This is a genomic window from Nocardioides coralli (genome assembly GCF_019880385.1).
Classification (GTDB): Bacteria; Actinomycetota; Actinomycetes; order Propionibacteriales; family Nocardioidaceae; genus Nocardioides; species Nocardioides coralli.
On sequence record NZ_CP082273.1, the window covers coordinates 2,061,816 to 2,076,760 of the forward strand.

At 72.1% G+C, this 14,945-nt stretch carries 13 protein-coding genes; 8 read left to right on the forward strand and 5 right to left on the reverse strand.

What is annotated here, in order from left to right; all coding sequences use genetic code 11:
* Nucleotides 1–19: 19 nt before the first annotated feature.
* Nucleotides 20–847: a sulfurtransferase gene (locus K6T13_RS10085; protein ID WP_222894456.1), complete on the reverse strand. Its 828-nt coding sequence runs from the start codon at nt 845–847 to the stop codon at nt 20–22.
* A gap of 43 nt (nt 848–890) precedes the next feature.
* Between K6T13_RS10085 and K6T13_RS10090 the strand changes: the two genes are divergently transcribed.
* The 3 genes from K6T13_RS10090 to K6T13_RS10100 all read left to right on the forward strand — a co-directional run bounded on the left by K6T13_RS10090 (nt 891) and on the right by K6T13_RS10100 (nt 3,600).
* Nucleotides 891–1,553 (forward strand): thymidine kinase, encoded by a 663-nt coding sequence (locus K6T13_RS10090; protein ID WP_222894457.1) that lies wholly within the window; start codon nt 891–893, stop codon nt 1,551–1,553.
* A gap of 122 nt (nt 1,554–1,675) precedes the next feature.
* Nucleotides 1,676–2,149, forward strand: a complete 474-nt coding sequence (locus tag K6T13_RS10095) for a hypothetical protein (protein ID WP_222894458.1) — start codon at nt 1,676–1,678, stop codon at nt 2,147–2,149.
* 2 nt (nt 2,150–2,151) lie between these two features.
* Entirely contained in the window at nt 2,152–3,600 is a 1,449-nt protein-coding gene (locus K6T13_RS10100) for a multicopper oxidase family protein (RefSeq protein ID WP_249423720.1), read from the forward strand.
* A gap of 3 nt (nt 3,601–3,603) precedes the next feature.
* Here the strand turns inward: K6T13_RS10100 and K6T13_RS10105 are convergent, their stop codons facing one another.
* Genes K6T13_RS10105 through K6T13_RS10115 form a run of 3 tightly spaced genes read right to left on the reverse strand, consistent with a single transcriptional unit; the run spans nt 3,604 to nt 8,029 of the window.
* Nucleotides 3,604–4,719 (reverse strand): alkaline phosphatase family protein, encoded by a 1,116-nt coding sequence (locus K6T13_RS10105; RefSeq protein WP_222894459.1) that lies wholly within the window; start codon nt 4,717–4,719, stop codon nt 3,604–3,606.
* Nucleotides 4,716–5,303: a DUF5998 family protein gene (locus K6T13_RS10110; RefSeq protein ID WP_222894460.1), complete on the reverse strand. Its 588-nt coding sequence runs from the start codon at nt 5,301–5,303 to the stop codon at nt 4,716–4,718. The genes K6T13_RS10105 and K6T13_RS10110 overlap by 4 nt, the downstream gene beginning before the upstream one ends.
* Before the next feature lie 23 nt (nt 5,304–5,326).
* Nucleotides 5,327–8,029: a bifunctional acetate--CoA ligase family protein/GNAT family N-acetyltransferase gene (locus tag K6T13_RS10115; RefSeq protein WP_222894461.1), complete on the reverse strand. Its 2,703-nt coding sequence runs from the start codon at nt 8,027–8,029 to the stop codon at nt 5,327–5,329.
* A 357-nt stretch (nt 8,030–8,386) separates the two neighbouring features.
* Here K6T13_RS10115 and K6T13_RS10120 point away from each other — a divergent pair, with 357 nt between their 5' ends.
* From K6T13_RS10120 to K6T13_RS10140, 5 genes are all read left to right on the forward strand, one after another.
* Nucleotides 8,387–8,680: a GIY-YIG nuclease family protein gene (locus K6T13_RS10120; protein ID WP_222894462.1), complete on the forward strand. Its 294-nt coding sequence runs from the start codon at nt 8,387–8,389 to the stop codon at nt 8,678–8,680.
* A 276-nt stretch (nt 8,681–8,956) separates the two neighbouring features.
* On the forward strand, nt 8,957–11,431 hold the full coding sequence (locus K6T13_RS10125) for a DNA gyrase/topoisomerase IV subunit A (RefSeq protein WP_222894463.1): 2,475 nt from the start codon (nt 8,957–8,959) through the stop codon (nt 11,429–11,431).
* 4 nt (nt 11,432–11,435) lie between these two features.
* Nucleotides 11,436–12,131, forward strand: a complete 696-nt coding sequence (locus K6T13_RS10130) for an LppX_LprAFG lipoprotein (protein WP_222894464.1) — start codon at nt 11,436–11,438, stop codon at nt 12,129–12,131.
* The gene (locus K6T13_RS10135; protein ID WP_222894465.1) at nt 12,128–13,906 is read left to right on the forward strand and encodes an MFS transporter; all 1,779 of its coding nucleotides are present in this window, start codon (nt 12,128–12,130) and stop codon (nt 13,904–13,906) included. The genes K6T13_RS10130 and K6T13_RS10135 overlap by 4 nt, the downstream gene beginning before the upstream one ends.
* On the forward strand, nt 13,899–14,390 hold the full coding sequence (locus K6T13_RS10140; RefSeq protein WP_249423721.1) for a beta-class carbonic anhydrase: 492 nt from the start codon (nt 13,899–13,901) through the stop codon (nt 14,388–14,390). The genes K6T13_RS10135 and K6T13_RS10140 overlap by 8 nt, the downstream gene beginning before the upstream one ends.
* A 107-nt stretch (nt 14,391–14,497) precedes the next feature.
* Here K6T13_RS10140 and K6T13_RS10145 read toward each other — a convergent pair whose 3' ends face one another.
* On the reverse strand, nt 14,498–14,872 hold the full coding sequence (locus K6T13_RS10145; protein ID WP_222894466.1) for a hypothetical protein: 375 nt from the start codon (nt 14,870–14,872) through the stop codon (nt 14,498–14,500).
* Between the last annotated feature and the right edge of the window lie 73 nt (nt 14,873–14,945).

The window sequence follows — 14,945 nt, forward strand, 5'->3', positions numbered from 1 at the left end:
AGGACGACCCGGACGCTGGTCAGCCGGTCTCGACCGGCCGGGACGGGTCGGTGATCCACCCCGACCAGCTGCCGGCGTACAGCGCCGCAGAGAGGCCGGCCACCTCCATCGCCAGCAGGTCGTGGCAGGCCGTGACCCCGCTCCCGCAGTACGCCGCCGTGGTGGCCCCGGGTCGCACACCGACACCCTCGTAGAGCTCCCTCAGCTCGGCGGCCGACCGGAAGCGCCCCTCCTCGTCGAGGTTGGCCTCGGTCGGCACGTTGACCGCCCCCGGGATCCGGCCGGCCACGGGGTCGATCGGCTCGACCTCGCCGCGGTGCCGCTCTGGGGCACGGGCGTCGACCAGCAGGTCCAGGTCGAGGACCTCGTCGGCGCCGACCAGCGGCATGGCGCCGGTGGCAGCCGCCTCGAAGTCGCCCGGGTACGGGCTCGCCGGTCCGACCTCGTCCTCGTAGGGCGCCACGGCGCCACCGGACTGCCACCAGGCAGCCCAACCCCCGTCGAGCACCCGGACGTCGGGGTGCCCGTGGTGCCGCAGGAGCCACCAGCACCGGGCGGCGGCGCGGCCGCCCCAGTCGTCGTAGACGACCACGGGCCGGCCCGTCGACACCCCTGCTCGCCGCATCGCGGCCGCGAAGTGCGCGGGATCCGGGAGCGGGTGCCGGCCACCCGGACCCGGGGGCGCGGCGAGGTCGGCGTCCAGGTCGACGTACGCCGCTCCCGGGACGTGTCCGGCCTCGAACTCGGCCGGCCCGGCCGCTCCCCCGGTCCGGTACCGCACGTCGAGCACGGTCACCTTCCCGAGCAGCTGCGCCAGCTCCGACACCGTCACGAGGGGACCCGTCATGCGCCCCATCCTCGCCGACGGCGCTGTGGCAGGATCCCGCCCCGTGGCGGAACTGCACTTCTTCACCGGAACCATGGACTCGGGCAAGAGCACGCTCGCGCTGCAGACCAACCACAACCACGCGGCTCGCGGACGCGTGGGCAGGATCTTCACCACGCACGACCGGGCCGGTGAGGCGAAGCTCTCGAGCCGGCTCGGACTCACCCACGACGCGATCGAGGTGGCGGCCGACTTCGACTTCTGGCGCTACGTGGTCGACAGCCTCACGCGCGGCGGCCGGATCGACTACCTGATCTGCGACGAGGCCCAGTTCTACTCCCGCGACCAGATCGACCAGCTCGCCAAGGTCGTCGACGAGCTCCAGGTCGACGTCTTCGCGTTCGGCATTCTCACCGACTTCCGCAGCGCCCTCTTCGAGGGCAGTGCCCGCCTGGTGGAGCTCGCGGACCGGATGAACGTGCTGCAGGTCGAGGCACTGTGCTGGTGCGGCAAGCGTGCCACCCACAACGCGCGCACCGAGAACGGCGTGATGGTCACCGAGGGCGCGGTCGTGGTGGTCGGGGACGTCGAGTCCCTCGACGGCGTGCCCGCCGACCGGCCGGAGGTCGCCTACGAGGTGCTGTGCCGCCAGCACCACCGGCGGCGGCTCACCGCCGCCCGGGCCAAGGCCGTGAGCCTCGCACCCGAGCCGCTCCCCTTCGGCTGACCGGTCCAGACCACTCTTCCCCCAACCGGGATAATCGCTCGCGCCGCTCCCGGTTCACGGTGCAGGTTGTGGGACCGTCGTGGTCACCACCATGTGTCTCTCAGAGCTGACAGGGGGAAGAGATGAGAAGCACCTACCGTTTCCTGGCCAACTCCATCGCCGTGCTCGTGGTCGTCCAGGCCGGCGCCATCGCGTGGGCGTTCTTCGGCCTCTCGAACTGGATCCGGAACGACAACGGGGTCGTCGACAAGGCGTTCATGGAGAGCGGGGACTCGTTCGGCGTCGCCGAGTGGGGCTTCATCATCCACGCGGGCATCATCGGGCTGCTCGTCATCCCGCTCCTCGCGCTCGTCATGCTCATCGTGTCGTTCTTCGCCAAGGTGCCCGGCGGCGTCATGCTGGCGGTGACCGTCTTCGTGCTGGTCGCGCTGCAGGTGGTCGTGCTGCCCGCCCTGGCGCGCGAGGTGGGGTCCGGGTTCGGGGCACTTCACGGCATCAACGCCCTGGTCCTCATGGGTGCCGCGCTGGGCGCCGGCAAGCGGGCCGCCTCGGTGAAGGTCGACTCTCCCGGCACCACCGCCACCCTCCCCGGCTGAGGGTGTTCACCCGGCACTGGCGGCTGTGGGTGGCGGGAGCCGCCACAGCCGCCCTCGTGCTGCCGCTGGCGTGGCTGTGGAAGGCCAGCCTCCTGCCCGACACGTTCGACCTCGCCTCCATGGGGTACGCGGAGTGGGGCGACGGCCCGGTGGGGGCACTGGGTGCCGCCTCCGGCCACCACGCCCACGGCATCCCCGTCGCCGAGCTGACCGGCCCGGACCGGCCCGCGGACGTACGCGAGACGCTGACGGTGCGGGACGAGGGTGACCGCATCACCGTCAACGGCACCACCCCGGGGCCGACCCTGCGCGTCACGCAGGGCGACCTCGTGGAGGTCACGCTCGTCAACGACGACGTCGAGGACGGGACGACGCTCCACTGGCACGGCGTCGACGTCCCGAACGCCGCCGACGGCGTCGCCGGGGTCACCCAGGACGCCGTGATGCCGGGTGAGGAGTACGTCTACCGCTTCGTCGCCGAGGACGCCGGCACCTTCTGGTACCACTCCCACCAGGTCTCCCACGAGCAGGTCCAGCGGGGGCTGCTGGGCGCTCTCGTCGTCACCCCCGAGGGTGGGCCGGCCGAGGAACCCGACGTCGACGAGGTCGCCGTGCTGCACCGCTACGGCGCCGAGGGCACCCTCAACGGCGACGCCGGCGTCTCCGTGCTCGACGCGGCGCCCGCCGACCAGGTCCGGCTCCGGGTGGTCAACACCGACAACGGGATGGCGTCCCTCTGGCTGCCGGGGACGGTTTTCCGCGTCCTGGCCGTGGACGGCACCGAGGTGCACGAGCCGAGCGACCTGGCGGACGTCGCGGTCCCGGTCCCCGCCGGTGGGCGGGTCGACCTCGGCCTCACCGTCCCCGCCGGAGGAGCTCGGGTGGACTTCTCCGGTGGCCCCTCGCTCGCGATCGGTGGCGCCGATGCGGGAGCCACGAGGTCGACCCGGCCGGACGAGACGCTCGACCTGCTCACCTACGGGGAGCCGAAGCCGCCCCCCTTCGACGTCGACAACCCCGATCGTCGTTTCGAGTACACCATCGGCAAGCGGCCCGGCTTCCTCGACGGCCGGCCCGGGATCTGGTGGACCGTCAACGGCGGTCTCTACCCCGACATCCCCATGTACATGGTCACCGAGGGAGACGTGGCGGTGTTCACCATCAGCAACGAGAGCGACGACACCCACCCGATGCACCTCCACGGCCATCACGGCCTGGTGCTCTCACGGGACGGTGAGCCCGCGACCGGCAGCCCGTGGTGGACCGACTCCCTCGAGGTCGGCGTCGGTGAGGCCTACGAGGTCGCCGTCCTGGCCGACAACCCTGGGATCTGGATGGACCACTGCCACAACCTCACCCACGCCGCGGAGGGGCTGGTCGCCCACCTGATGTACGACGGGATCGCGTCGTCCTTCCACGTGGGTGGCCACCACCACAACGAGCCGGAGTGAGTCTCAGCAGACCAGCAGCGGGATCAGCATCTCGGCCGGCGTCAGCGAGCCGTGCAGGCCCACGAGGGTCGCCTCGTAGGGGAACGAGGAGGACGAGAGCACCGCGGTGTCGCCGGTCGCCGCGACGACCACGTCGCCCAGCCTGGGCCGGACCGCGGGCTCGACCGCCCCGAACCAGCCACGGGCGATCGCCTCGTCGCGGGTGAGCACCTCGGCCCGCTCTCCCAGCGTCTCGCGCCAGCTGGCCGCCACGTCGTCGACGGCGCCCCGCTGCACGTAGAGGTGCCGGAACCGGGCCTCCCCGCCCACCAGCGCCAGCCCGTCGCGCAGCTCGGCGTGGTCGTCGATGTCGATCCGGCTCTCCGGCGGCGAGTCGACCATCCCGTGGTCGGCCACGACGAGCAGCCGGGTCTGGGCCGGCAGCGCGTCGCGCAGCTGCTCGGCCTCGGCGTCCACCATGCCCAGCTGCTGGAGCCACGGGGTGGAGGCGACACCGAACCGGTGCCCGGTCCAGTCGAGGTCCGCGTCGTACATGTAGGTCAGTGACGGCCCGGTCGCGGACGCGGCCAGCACCGCGGCGATCCGCTCACCGACGCGGTCGGCGCCGACGTAGTCGACACCCCGCTGGGACGCGACCGTCAGTCCGCTCCCCCGGAACTCCCGCTTGTTGACCGTCGTGACGGTCGCCCCCGCCGAGGCGATCCGGGCGAAGGCCGTCGGGTGCGGCTGCCAGGCCACCGGGTCGACGTCGGCGTCCCAGAGCAGCGCGTTGAGGAGCTGGTCGGTGCCGGGCACCCGCGAGGTGAAGCCGACCAGACCGTGGCTACCAGGCGGCAGCGCCGTGCCCAGCGAGGTGAGGCTGGTGGCGGTCGTCGAGGGCACGCCCGCCGTGGCCGTCTCACCTTCCTCGAGCAGCGACGCGAGGAAGGGTGCCGCGTGCGCGTGACGGCGCAGCAGCTCGGCGCCCAGCCCGTCGACGAGGAAGACCACGTAGCCGGGGGCTTCCGGCAGCGTCACCCCGGTCGGGTCGCCGATGGGCGTGCCGAGGGCGGCGGCCACCGCCGGGAGGACGTCACCGAGCGTGCGGTCGCCGTACGCGGGCTCGACGAGCTCGCTCACGCCGACTGGGTGCGTGCCGACAGCGAGTCGGCGAAGGCGAGCAGCCGGGTGACGGCATCCGCACCCTCGGCCGCGGCGGAGACCCGCAGCGAGAAGTCGTCGGAGGTGAAGTTGCCGGTGTAGCCGTGGTCGGCGTCGCACTGCGGGTCGGAGCAGGACGCCGGCTCGAGGTCGAGGCGGCCGGCGCCACCCCACCCGATCGTGAGGACGGCCTCCGCGACCTGGCCCTCCCCCGTCGCGGGACTGGTGACCATCCGGGTGACCACGACCGACTTCACCGAGGACAGCGCGATCGCCTCCGTGGAGGTCGAGGTGTAGGGCTCGGGCAGCAGGTCGTCACCCTGGTGCTCGTCGGTGTGGGCCAGCACGAGCCGCGTCGGCGTCAGCACGACGACGGTCAGGTGCCGGCGTACCTCGTCACGGTCGAAGGTGGGCTCGTGGTGGAGGTGGAAGGACACCACCTGCTCACCCGCGAGCGCGGACCGCACCCCGTCGGCGACCACCTCGGGGTAGTAGCCGGTGCGGTCGATCGCGTCGCGGAGCTCGGCGGCCCGGTCGCGGTCCTCGTGGGTGCGGGTGCGCATGCTCAGCATCCTGTCACGCCGCGTCACCCCGAGCCCGTGTCGCCCGGCATGGTCGGCATCCGGCGGGCGAACCAGTCCGACCGCGACTGGGCGACGGGATCGAGGCGGATCGTGGCGCGCAGCACCGTCAGGTCGTCGGCGCCGGCCAGGACCAGGGGCAGGTCGAGCGCGCTGACCTGCGGCAGGTCGTGCTGCAGCTGGGCCACCCGCAGGATCAGCCGCTCCACGTTGCCGACGTCCACCGCCTCCGAGCCGCGGTAGCCGAACAGCATGGGTGAGGACTTGATCTCGCGGACCATCGCCTCCGCGTCGTGCTCACGGATCGGGGGGATCCGGTAGGAGCGGTCGCCCAGGAGCTCGGTCAGCGGCCCCGAGATGCCGAAGGAGACCACGGGTCCGAAGAGCGGGTCCTCCATGCTCGAGATCGCGACGGGGATGCCGGGCGGGGCGTTGCGCTGCACCACGAACCCGGCGGCGTCGGCATCGGTGATGAGCTCCTGCAGCGACCTCCACGCGTCGCGCATCTCCTCGCGGGTGTCGATGTTGCGCCACACGTGGGCGAGGTCGGGACGCTCGCGCAGGTGGGCGGCAGTCGCCTTGAGGACCACGTCCCAGCCCAGGTCTCCACCTGCCTTCTCCGCCTCCTCGAGGGTGGCCACGGGGATCTCGGGCCAGACGGTGATGCCGTACGCCGCGAGCAGCTGGGAGACCTGCTCGGGGTCGAGGTCGACCCCGTCGGGGTTCTGGTGCAGGGCCTCCCCGATGAGGCGGCGAGCCGCCACCAGGTCGATGTCGCTGGTGTCGAGCGCGGCGCCGTCGGGGGTCCGCAGCCACACGGCGTACCCGACCACGCGCGCCAGCGCGCGCACGGCCGCCTCCACCCCGGGATAGGACGGCACCGAGCCACGACCGGCCGCCCGGCCGGCGACGTCGGGGACCCTCAGCAGCTCGGGCACGCCCTCGGCCCCGAGGAACGAGGAGACCAGCGGCTTGTCGGACTGCTCCCCCACCGCGGCCAGCACGTTGGCGACGTCCTCGCCTGACACGTTGAGCGGGGGGATGTAGACGGCGACCACCGCGTCGACGTCGGGGTCGTCGATCGCTGCGTCGAGCGCGTCCTCGAAGTCGTCGGCGCCGGCCTCGGCGCCGAGGGAGACCGACTTGCTGACCACGAGCCCGACCTCGCTGGCGGCGTCGGCGGCCAAGAGCCCCAGCGCGTCGGAGTTGCCGACCACGGCCACGCGACGGCCGCGAGGGAGCGGCTGGTGGGCGAGCAGCTGGGCGACGTCGAACATGTCGTCGAGGGTGTCGACCTGGATCACCCCGGCCTGGCGGAACATGGCGTCCACCGCCTGCACGGGCGCGGAGAACTGGCGCACCGCGTGGCCCATCGGCACGCCCTGGGTGGTCCGGCCCGAGCGGACCGCGATGATGGGCTTGCGCAAGGACACCCGGCGCGCGATCCGGGAGAACTTCCGCGGGTTGCCGATCGACTCCAGGTAGAGCAGCACCACCTCGGTGTCGCCGTCCTCCTCCCAGAACTGCAGCAGGTCGTTGCCGGACACGTCGGCGCGGTTGCCGGCGCTGACGAACGTCGACAGGCCCAGGCCACGGTTGTTGACCTTCTCGAGGATCGCCGAGCCGAGCGCACCGGACTGGCAGAAGAACCCGGCGCGTCCACCGGGCGGCATCAACGGCGACAGGGAGGCGTTGAGCGAGATCGCCGGGTTCGTGTTGATGATGCCGAGGGCGTTGGGGCCGATCAGCCGCAGGCCGTAGGAGCGCGCCAGACCGACCAGCCGGCGCTGCCGCTGCCGGCCCTCCTCCCCGGTCTCGGCGAACCCGGAGGAGATGACGACCAGGCCGTGGACGCCCTTGGCGGCGCAGTCGAGGACGACGTCCTGGACCGCGTCGGCCGGCACGGCCACGATCGCGACGTCGACGTCCCCCGGGACGTCGTTGACCGTCGGGTAGGTCGGCATGCCCGAGACCGCCTCCGAGGTCGGGTTGACGGCGTAGACACGGCCGACGAAGTTGCCGGTGACCAGGTTGCGCACCAACGCCCGGCCGATGGTGTCCTGGCGACGGCTGGCGCCGACCACGGCGACCGACCGCGGGTGCAGGAAGTGCTGGATCGACGCCGACTCGGCGCGGTGCTCCCTGGACACCATGACGCCCACCGACGTGTCGGTGGGGTCGATGGAGAACTCGACCTCCATCACGCCGTCCTCGTAGTCGCTGGCGACGCGGTAGCCGGCGTCGCGGAACGTGGCGAGCATCTTCTTGTTGTCGGGCAGCACCTCGGCGTGGAACCGCTCGATGCCGTTCTCGCGACCCGCCTGCGCGAGGTGCTCGAGCAGCAGCTGGCCGATCCCACGGCCCTGGTGACGGTCCTCCACCAGGAAGGCCACCTCCGCCTGACCCGGCTCGACCACGTCGTAGCGACCGATGGCGATCATGTGTCCGCCCACCTCCATCACCATCGCCACCCGGTCCCTGTGGTCGACGGTGATGAACCGCTGGACGTCGCGGTCCGACAGCCGGGGCATGGGCGTGAAGAAGCGGAAGTACTTGGACTCCTCGGACACGCGCGAGTAGAACGCGACCAGCAGCTCGCCGTCACCGGGCCGCACGGGGCGCAGGTGGGCGGTCCGCCCGTCCCGCAGCAGGACGTCGGCCTCCCAGTGCCGCGGCGGCTGTGCGGTCTCCTCCTCGACCTCGGACATGGCCCAGAATCTAGCCGTTCCATGTGACGCCCGGATGACGGCCAGCGGTCGTGAGAAGGGGCCGGGCCGGCAAGCTGCGTGATCTCGCTCTCACGGCCGTCGCGCCTCGTACGCGTGGAAGACGAGGTGGTCTCGACAGGCTCGACCAACGTGTGGTCGAGATCGGACGGGTCGTTGCGAGGAGCGCCGGCGAAGCCGGAGGTCGGGGTGCGAGGAGCGCCGGCTAAGCCGGAGGTTGAGGTGCGAGGAGCCCTGGCGACGAGCCACGAAACCACTCAAGCTCCCACGCCGACGCCGTCATCCACAGACACTCGGTCAGGCGCTCCGCGAGTCTCGGCCAGTCGTGAGGCTGTGCGCATGCCGTGGACCTACCTCCTCGAGTGCGCCGACGGCTCGTTCTACGCCGGCAGCACGATCGACCTCGAGTACCGCATCGCCCAGCACGACCAGGGCCTGGGCTCGACCTACACCCGGCCCGCCCGCCGACGTCCGGTCAGGCTCGCGTGGTGCCACCAGTTCGACCGCGTGGACGACGCCTTCGCGTTCGAGAAGCAGATCCAGGGCTGGAGCCGCGCCAAGCGGATCGCCCTGATCGAGGGCCGGTACGACGACCTGCCTGATCTCGCCTCTCGCCCGCCGAGGTCGGGTTGACGCTGGGGCCGGTGGTTTCGTGGCTCAGGCGCTGCACGCCTTCGCACCTCAACCTCCGGGCACACCCACCCCTGGACACCCGACGCCATCTGACCGTCTCGACAGGCTCGACCAACGTGGGGTCGGGACTACCCGGAGGTTGAGGTGCGAGGAGCCCTGGCGACGAGCCACGAAACCACCCCGACCCCCACGCCGACGCGCCCGATGACCGCCCCGCGCAGGACACACGGCGTGGCCGCCGCCGGGACGCCAGCAGGCACAGGGAGAATGTCGCGCATGGCACGGCGCACGAAGACTCCCCCGCCCGAGGACTTCGAGGAGCACATCCTCGACACCAACATCCGCGACGAGATGGAGTCGTCCTTCCTGGAGTACGCCTACTCGGTCATCTACTCCCGCGCCCTGCCCGACGCGCGCGACGGCCTGAAGCCCGTGCAGCGGCGGATCCTCCACACCATGAACGACATGGGGCTGCGTCCGGACCGCGGCCACGTGAAGTCCGCCCGGGTCGTCGGTGAGGTCATGGGTCGCCTCCACCCGCACGGTGACGGGGCGATCTACGACGCCCTGGTCCGGATGGCCCAGTCCTGGTCGATGCGCCTGCCGATGGTGGACGGCCACGGCAACTTCGGGTCTCCTGACGACTCCCCGGCGGCCATGCGCTACACCGAGTGCCGGATGGCACCGCCCGCGGTGGCGATGACGGCCTCCATCGACGAGGACACGGTCGACTTCCGGCCCAACTACGACAGCCGCGAGACCGAGCCGTCGGTGCTGCCGGCCGCGATCCCCAACCTCATCGTCAACGGCACGACCGGCATCGCTGTCGGCATGGCCACCAACATCGCGCCCCACAACCTCGTCGAGGTGGTGCAGGCGCTGCGCCACCTGATCACGCACCCCGACGCCGAGGTCGACGACCTCATGCGGTTCATCCCGGGCCCCGACCTGCCCACCGGCGGCAAGATCGTGGGGCTGGAGGGGATCCGCGACGCCTACGAGTCCGGGAAGGGCAGCTTCCGGATGCGGGCCACCGCCCGCATCGAGTCGGTCGGTCGCCGCAAGGGCATCGTGGTGACCGAGCTGCCCTACGGCGTCGGCACGGAAAGGGTGGTCGAGCGGATCAAGACCCTGGTGCAGGGCAAGAAGCTGCAGGGCATCGCGGACATCAAGGACCTCACCGACCGCGAGAAGGGCTTGCGGCTGGTCATCGAGATCAAGAACGGCTTCGTCCCCGAGACGCTCCTCGAGCAGCTCTACCGGCAGACGCCCATGGAGGACAGCTTCGGCATCAACACGGTCGCCCTCGTCGACGGGCAGCCCCGGACCCTCGGCCTCAAGCAGCTGCTCGAGGTCTTCCTCGACCACCGCTACGACGTCGTACGCCGCCGCTCCACGTTCCGGCGTGACAAGAAGGCCGAGCGGCTCCACCTGGTCGACGGCCTCCTGATCGCCCTCCTCGACATCGACGAGGTCATCCAGGTCATCCGGACCTCCGACGACGCCGGAACGGCCCGGGAGCGGCTGATCTCGGTCTTCGACCTCTCCCAGCCGCAGGCCGACTACATCCTCGAGATGCAGCTGCGCCGACTCACGAAGTTCAGTCGGATCGAGCTGGAGAAGGAGCAGGAGACGCTCAAGCGCGAGATCGAGGAGCTGGAGGCGATCCTCGCCGACCGCGAGCTGCTGCGCTCGGTCGTCGCCGACGAGCTGGCCGAGGTCGCCAAGACCTACGGCACCCCCCGTCGCACCGTGCTGCTGGAGTCGGCCGGCAACGCCGCCGTCGCGGCTGCTGCGGCCCCGCTGGAGGTCGCCGACGACCCCTGCTTCGCCTACCTGTCCTCCACGGGCCTCCTGGCCCGCACGACCACCGACGAGTTGCCCGGCACCGGTGGTGCCCGCAGCAAGCACGACGTGATCACCTCGGTGGTGCGCACGACCGCACGCGGCACCATCGGACTGGTCACCAACAAGGGCCGGGTCGTCAAGCTGTCAGTGCTCGAGCTGCCGACGCTGCCCGCCTCGGCCAACGACCCGCACCTGTCGGGCTCCAACCCGGTCAGCGAGTTCGTCTCCCTCGAGGCCGACGAGCGGGTGCTCGCGCTCAGCTCGCTTCCTGCCGACGGACCGGGGCTGGCCCTCGGCACCCGCAACGGCATCGTCAAGCGGGTCAACCCCGAGGTCCTCAACCGTGACGAGTGGGACGTCATCTCCCTCAAGGACGGCGACGAGGTCGTCGGCGCGGTCGAGCTGGCCACGGGCGAGGAGAGCCTGTGCTTCGTCTCCAGCAACGCGCAGCTGCTCCACTTCGCGGCCTCCCTGGTCCGTCCCCAGGGACGAGCGGGCGGCGGCATGGCCGGGATCAAGCTCGGCGCCGAGGACCAGGTCGTCTTCTTCGGGGCCCTCGACCCCGCCGACGCCGTGCTCGTGACCATCTCCGGCTCCAGCACGGCGCTACCCGGCACCGAGGCCGGTGCGGTGAAGGTGACGCCGTTCGCCGACTACCCCGCCAAGGGCCGGGCCACCGGTGGTGTGCGCTGCCACCGGTTCCTCAAGGGCGAGGACGCGCTGATCTTCGCGTGGGCAGGCCTGGCGCCGGCGCGGGCCGCTGCGACCAGCGGTGCTGCCGTCGAGCTTCCTGAGCCCACCGGCCGCCGTGACGGCTCCGGCGTCCCCGCTCCGCAGCCGGTGGCCGCGTGCGCCGGCCCCGTAGCGGCGCGGCTCGCCACTGCCGCGCATGTGCAAGGCTGACAGCATGCGCGTACGACGGAACGCGGCGGTGCTCGCCCTTGCCCTCGGCCTCGGGCTGACCGGCTGCAGCGACGATGCGCCCGCCGCCGAGGAGCGGTCCCCCGAGGAGGTCCTCGCGCTCGCCAAGACCGCTCTCGACGAGACCAGCGGGGTGCGGATCACCCTCGACGCCGACCAGGTGCCGGTGGGTGTCACCTCGATCTCCGGCGCGGAGGGCGTCGGCATCCACCCCCCGGCGTTCGAAGGGACCCTCACCGCGGTGCTGGCCGGCAGCGAGTTCGAGGTGCCGGTGGTCGCCGTCGACGGCAAGGTCTACGCCCAGATCCCGCTGACTCCCGGATGGTCCGACGTCGACCCCGCCGACTACGGCGCACCCGACCCCGGCGGGCTGATGTCCACCGACGAGGGGCTCTCCTCCCTGCTGACCGCCACGACCGGCGTCGAGGAGGGCGAGAGCGTCCGGGGCGGCGCCGACAACGACGAGGTGCTGACCGAGTACTCCGGCACCGTCCCGGGCACCGTGGTCAGCAACGTCATCCCGAGCGCCTCCGGCGACTTCGACGCGCTCTACACCGTCGCGGCCGACGGTGAGCTCCGCAGCGCCGAGCTCACCGGTGTCTTCTACCCCGACACCGAGCCGATGACCTACACCCTCACCTTCGACGACTACGGCGTCGAGCAGGACATCACCGCGCCATGACCCCGCCGCCCGCGTCGGCGGCACCCGCGCACCAGCGGCTGCTGCTCGGGCTGGCGGCCGTCGCCGTCGCCTTCGCGGCCGCCGACACCTACGTCGTCGTGCTGGCGCTCCCCGACATGATGGCCGCGGTCGGGATCTCCCTCGACCGGCTGCAGCAAGCGGCCCCGATCATCTCCGGCTTCCTGCTGGGGTACGTCGCCATGCTGCCGTTGATCGGGCGCATCGCGGACCTCCGCGGCCGGGTTCCCGTGCTCGTGGCCGCCCTCGTGCTCTTCGCCATCGGCTCGCTGGTGACGACCCTGGCCTACGACATGCCCTCCATGGTGGGCGGCCGGTTCCTCCAGGGCGTCGGCGGCGGCGGACTGGTCCCGGCCACCCTCGCGCTCGTCGCCGACCTCTACCCCGTCGAGCGTCGCGGCGTACCCCTCGGCGTGGTCTCCGCCGTGCAGGAGCTCGGCAGCGTGGTGGGCCCGTTGCTGGGGGCGCTGGTTCTCGCGGTCGCCGACTGGCGTGCCATCTTCGCGCTCAACCTGGCGGTCGGCCTGGTCCTGGCTGCCGCCATCCGCGCCGTGACCGCCGACCGTCGCGAGTCCCGGCGAACGGACCGGTGGCGGGTCCCGGACCCGCCCGGCGTCCTGCTGCTCCTGGTCGTGCTGGTGGCGGGCTCCCTGGTCTTCGTCCAGCCCTCGGGGCTGCGTCGGGACCTGACGTGGGGCGAGCTCTTCGTCCCGGTCGTCGGCGGGGGACGGTGGCTGACTCCGCTCGGACTGCTGGCGATCCTGGCGCTGGCGCTGTTCACGCTGCGCAGCGCGACGGCCACCCGGCCCCTGGTCGACCTGCGGCGGTGGGCGAGCAGCGTGCGCGAGGCCGACCTGGCCGGGTCGCTCCTGCTGGCGCTCGCCCTGGCGGGGGTGATCCTCGCCTTCGCGACCGCCGACCCCCGGATCCAGGTCTTCTCCGACCAGGGGCTCTGGTACCTGCTGGGGAGCGCCGCGGCGGCCGTCGCCTTCGTCCTGCACCTGCGCCGCGCCAAGGCGCCGCTGGTGCCGGTCGGTGCCCTGCGACGTACGCCCGCCTGGGGGTCGATGCTGGTGAGCTTCTTCGTCGGCGCCTCCCTGATCGCGGCACTCATCGACATCCCGCTCTTCGCCCGCACCACGGTCTACCCCGAGAGCCAGCTGCTGGCAGCCCTGGTCCTGGTCCGCTTCCTGGTAGCGCTGCCGGTGGGCGCGGTCGTCGGGGGATACCTCACCCGCTGGCTGCCCGCGGGGGTGGTTACTGCCGCCGGGATGGCCCTCGCAGCGGCCGGCTTCGTCGGGATGAGCCGCTGGGACCTCACCTCGCTCGAGGAGTGGACCGCCACGATCCCCCTCGTCGTCGGCGGCTTCGGCTTCGGGCTCGCCCTGGCCCCCGTCAACGCCGCCGTGCTGGCGACGACGGCCGATGCCGTCCACGGACTCGCGTCGGCGTTCGTGGTGGTCGCGCGGATGGTGGGCATGCTGGTCGGCATCTCGGCGCTGACCACCGTCGGGCTGCGGCGCTACTACGCCGAGCAGGCCGACCTGCCGAACGTGCGGGACGTCTGCGACGGCCGCAGCCGTTGCGCGGAGTTCACCCTGCTCCTCAAGGAGGCCGGGATCGCCCAGGAGCACGTGGTCTTCCTGGGCGCCGCGTGGTGCGCCGTCGCAGCGGGAGTGCTGGCGCTGGTCCTCTTCCGGGGTGCTCCCACGCGCGGGAGCACCAGCCCGGCGGCCCTAGGCTGGGCCCGTGGCTGACTTCGACGACCTCCTCGCCGCCAACCGCTCCTACGCCGAGACCCACTCCGGACCCCAGGAGGCGCCCGCCAACACGGGCGTCATGGTGGTCACGTGCATGGACTCGCGGATCGACCCCCTGCCGATGCTCGGTCTCGAGCTCGGGGACGCGAAGGTGTTCCGGAATCCCGGTGCCCGGGTCACCCCGCAGGCGCTCGAGGCGCTCGTCCTCGGCGTCCACCTGCTCGGCGTCGACCGCATCCTGGTCGTGCCCCACACGCGGTGCGCGATGGCCTCCGCCAGCGAGGCGGAGCTGCAGCGCCGGGTGACCGAGGCGGCCGGGACCGATGCCTCCGGGCAGGCCTTCGGCGTGGTCGAGGACCAGGAGGGCGAGCTCCGCACCGGCATCCAGCAGATCCGGGAGCACCCGTTGATCCCCGCCGGCGTGCTGGTCGGCGGTTTCCTCTACGACGTCGACACGGGCCTGCTCGAGCGCCTGGCATGAACGGCGTGGTGGGATGACGGCATGGACATGACCGGGCTCACCCTCATCGTGCTCGTCGTCGGACTGCCGCTGGCGATCTGGCTCGGCGTCCGGGTCCTGCGCGACCGCTAGCCGTGGCCGTCCGGCTGACCGGGACTGAACGGCCACTCCTCGAAGCGGCGGCAGCGACCGTCGTCGGCGTACTCCACCGCCCACAGGTCGCGCCATCGGCTGCCCGTCTCGTAGTCGACCGCCACCCGGACGACGGCCACCGGCCCCTCGACGGCCACGACGTCGCTCGCCATCGTGAACCCCTCGTCGGCACCGGCCCGCTCCGCCTCCCAGAAGCCACCCAGGTCATCGAGGCCGGTGATCGGCGCCCGCCACGGGGACGGCAGGTAGCGCACGTCGTCGGTGAAGATCTTCCCGAGGTCACCGGTGCCGGGCGTCCGCCAGAGCCGCCGGTAGTCGGCGACCCACTGCTCGACCTTCTTCCGGTCCACCACATGGCCTCCCTGCTGGGCCCTCCAGCCTAGACCGCGCCTGGTCGGCCCCGGCTTCTCCCGGTGCGGAGAG